Below are 3,558 nucleotides of genomic sequence, written 5' to 3'. Positions count from 1 at the left end.
CGAGAATTTGAAAATAAAGAAGAACTGGAAAAAGTAGTCAATCAGCTTTTAAATGAAGGGGGATTGATTATTAAATGGAGTAGAAAACTTAAAAATAAGGGTAATGCTGTCAATGTAACTTAAATGCGTAAAAGCTTACTTTTGTCTCCTCTTGGGTTTTTCCCTGCTGTTGATAAAGAGTGGCAACGGTTTGAAAATCAGCGAAAGCCTCTTTTTTGTTACCCATGTTGTATTTTGTCCAAGCACGGTTATACAAAGCATTAGCATGATCGGGATCGAGCTTCAGGACTTGATTATAATCTGCTAGGGCCTTCGACCATTCCTTGCGAGCGTAGTACAAACTACCCCGCAATACATAGGCTGATTCCGCATTAGCATCAACTGCCAGAGCTTGCTCGATATCTTTGAACGCTAAATCAATTTGGTCTAAATTCCCATGTGCCAAAGCCCGTTCTAGATGAATATTAACCAATACCGGCGATTGCGCCAAGGTCATCGGAGCCAAACCCTTGCTGTAACTTGCCATAGCCACCTCAGGAGCGATCGCCACAACTCGTTGATAATCTTTTTTGCTCTTTTCGACCTCTCCGATCTGCTGATAAAGTAGGCCTCGATTCAAGTACACTATCGGTAGGTTGCCATCGATCTGCAAAGCTCGCTCGTAATCAATCAAGGCATCGCGCAAATTGCCTAAATGAACTTGTATCGCCCCTCGATCATTGTAAACCGATGCCAATTCTGGTTGTAGGGCAATGACTTGATTGTAATCGACCAGAGCCTGATTAAAATCTTCTAGGTGAGCGTAGGCATGACCTCTTTGGTAGTAAGTCAGAGCATCATCGGGTTTAATAGTCACAATTGCCGTAAAATCCTCAATAGCACCTTTATAGTCTTGTTTTTGGTATTTTTCTAGTCCTTGTTGCCATAAAGCACTTGTATCCTCTGGAGTGATTGCGGTGGTAGTATTGGCTGGGGGAACCTCTAGGGACAAATTAGCCAGATCGTGAGAGGGAATACGACAAACATTACCACTGGTAAGGTCAGTCACGGGAATTTTTTCTTTACAGGGAGCAGTAGATTTGGAACCATCCGATAAAGTGACATTACAGAGATTAGACCGGTCTAATTCCGTTTTGTCTAGTTGCGCTCCCGTTAGATCCGCATTACTCAGATTAATATTGGTCAGACGAGTCGAAGTTAGGTTAGCGTGGTCGAGAATGCCATTCACCAAGTAAGCTTGATCAAGATTAGCTTGACTGAGATTCGCTTCGCTAAAATTAGTGTTTCTTAAATCAGAGCCTTCGAGCAGGGTTTCGATCAGTAGTGCTTGTCTGAAATCAGCCGCCGTTAATTGTACTCCTTTTAATAGTGCCTGACTGAGATCCGCCTTCACAAAAGTCGCTCCAGTTAGATTGGTCATTTGGGCGTTATGGTAAACAAAGGTGCCACCATAACCAGCGATCGCCGTTCCCAGAGAAACCACGTTACCTAAAGCTTGCCACCAAGGAGTTTGAGCTTTATCGGGTGAAAAATCCGTACCTTTAAGATTGGCTCGATCAAAATGAACACAAGGCGCCCACACCGCTCGTAATTTCGCCTTTTCTAAGTTAACACCCTGTAGATTGCCATGGACCAGAAAAGCCGGTTTGCCGTCGTGCATGGTCAGATCTGCCCCTTGCAGATTGGCCGATTCTAGCAGCGCTCCTCGTAATTGTACCCCGCGCATTTGGGCCTCAACTAGATTGGCATTTTTTAAGTTGATAAAATCCAAGTTAGCGTTGACTAAGTTCGCCTTGGCTAAATTCGCCCCTTCTAAGTTGGCCTTTTCTAAATTAGCGTGGATTAACTTAGCTCCTTCTAGGTTCGCTCCTGCTAAGTTAGCATTAGTGAGATTGGCATCCTGCAAATTGGCATTTTCTAGATTGGCATTTTCTAGATTGATATTACTGAGATTAGCTTTGCTAAGATCGCAGTTTGGGCATTCTTTGGTTGCTAACAGTTGTTTCATTTGTTCGGCGTTTGCTGCTTGAGCAATAAGATTATTACCAGAAACGCTTACTAAACCAATGCTGATCACAAAGAGTCGCCAAAAAACCGATGATAACCTTGGATAAGTATTGCTGTCCATACCTTTACCCCCCGCAACTTTTTAAGTTTTTATCGCTGAACGACTTCTATTTTGTCTTGCTATTCTTAGGTTGTTGTCCTTGTCCCTAATGTCCTAACCGAAAATTTTATTGCTATATATATAATGTGCGGCTAACTAATTCACGCATCCACACCTCTAGCTCCCATTGTCCCGAAATTATGCTATTATTTGCTGAGTTTTGCCATAATTTTTCAAGAATTTTCACAAGACTTTGTATTTTTGCCTGAGAACTTAAACTTTTCCAAATAAATATATATTTTTATCAGAAATAATATATATTTAACAAATATCTCTTGACAAAAACTCAAAAATCTGCTAGGGTTTCGTGCTCTAGATAGGGTCTGCTGAAAAAGTTTTTCCTAGGGGCAGGGTGTAGGGTGTGGGGTGTGGGGTGTGGGGTTTTACCGATTTTGAGGGGGTCAATTACCTAATTTTCAGGGAAAAAGTAGCTGAATTTCCCCCTGATCACTCCCATATCTGGTACTTTTGGATTTCAAAAAAGTCTAAAAGTCTTATCCAGCAAGGTTTTTAGATTTATTCAGCCAGCCCTAGATAATTTCTGGCCAACTGGCTACCACCGAGGCCAATTTATCCAAATCCCGACGATCTTCGATAAAGGGAAAAACACCTAAAACCGGACAATTAGTCAAGGATTGAATTAAATCGATCGGTGTTAACTGCTCTATTTCCGTCTCCGTGCGCGGTTCGAGACAATTAAGGATAATTCCGCCCAAATTGACCTTTTTTTGCTCTGCTAGGGCAATATTAGCCACCGTTTGGGAAATCGCTCCCAATTTCACCGGCACCACTAAAAGGGTTTTTAACCGCCATTGAGCCGCTAAATCCGCCAAAGTTAGCTCGTGAGTGACAGGACAACCTAAACCCCCCAAACCCTCAATTAAAACCAAATCTTGGCTTTTTTGTAGGTTCAGCAGAGCTTGCCACACCGTCCCTAAAGGAATATCTCGACCTTCCAAATCAGCAGCCACAGGAGGCGCTAAGGGTGCTTGATATTGCAGCGGTGTGATCATTTCTAATTGACCCTGAAATAAGCCCTCATACCATTCTCGATCGCCTTGACCCGTTTGCATTAATTTCATCAGACCCAAGGCCTTGGATGGATAGTATTTTTGCCAATAAGCCACTAAACCAGTGGTGACAACGGTTTTACCCGCATCGGTATCCGTAGCCGCAATCAAAAGACTATTCATAAAACTCCTGGGCCAAGTCAAGATCAGGTAAAATCACCAATATTTATCATCTTATCCCCACTTCCCCACTTCCCCACGTCCCCACTTCCCCACATCCCCACATCCCCCACACCCCCCCACCCCCCCCCCCCCCCCCCCCACCCCCAACACCACACCCCCCAAACCCCCAAAACCCCCACACCAACCCCCCACCCCCCC

General features: G+C 43.8%; 2 protein-coding genes and 1 pseudogene. 1 reads left to right on the top strand and 2 read right to left on the bottom strand.

Annotated elements, in window-relative coordinates:
• Window positions 1–123: pseudogene (locus tag O9300_RS03225) on the top strand (IS630 family transposase); the annotation flags it as partial.
• Here O9300_RS03225 and O9300_RS03220 read toward each other — a convergent pair.
• Window positions 110–2,128, bottom strand: a complete 2,019-nt coding sequence (locus tag O9300_RS03220; protein ID WP_287970021.1) for a pentapeptide repeat-containing protein — start codon at window positions 2,126–2,128, stop codon at window positions 110–112. The pseudogene O9300_RS03225 and the gene O9300_RS03220 sit on opposite strands and share 14 nt — an antisense overlap.
• 569 nt (window positions 2,129–2,697) lie before the next feature.
• Window positions 2,698–3,360, bottom strand: a complete 663-nt coding sequence (bioD, locus tag O9300_RS03215; RefSeq protein ID WP_147073600.1) for a dethiobiotin synthase — start codon at window positions 3,358–3,360, stop codon at window positions 2,698–2,700.
• Window positions 3,361–3,558 lie beyond the last annotated feature (198 nt).

It is taken from the genome of Microcystis sp. LE19-195.1E, assembly GCF_027532095.1.
Lineage (GTDB): Bacteria > Cyanobacteriota > Cyanobacteriia > Cyanobacteriales > Microcystaceae > Microcystis > Microcystis aeruginosa.
The sequence above is the reverse complement of the archived record's forward strand: the minus strand, read 5'-3'. Positions and strand labels throughout refer to the sequence as shown.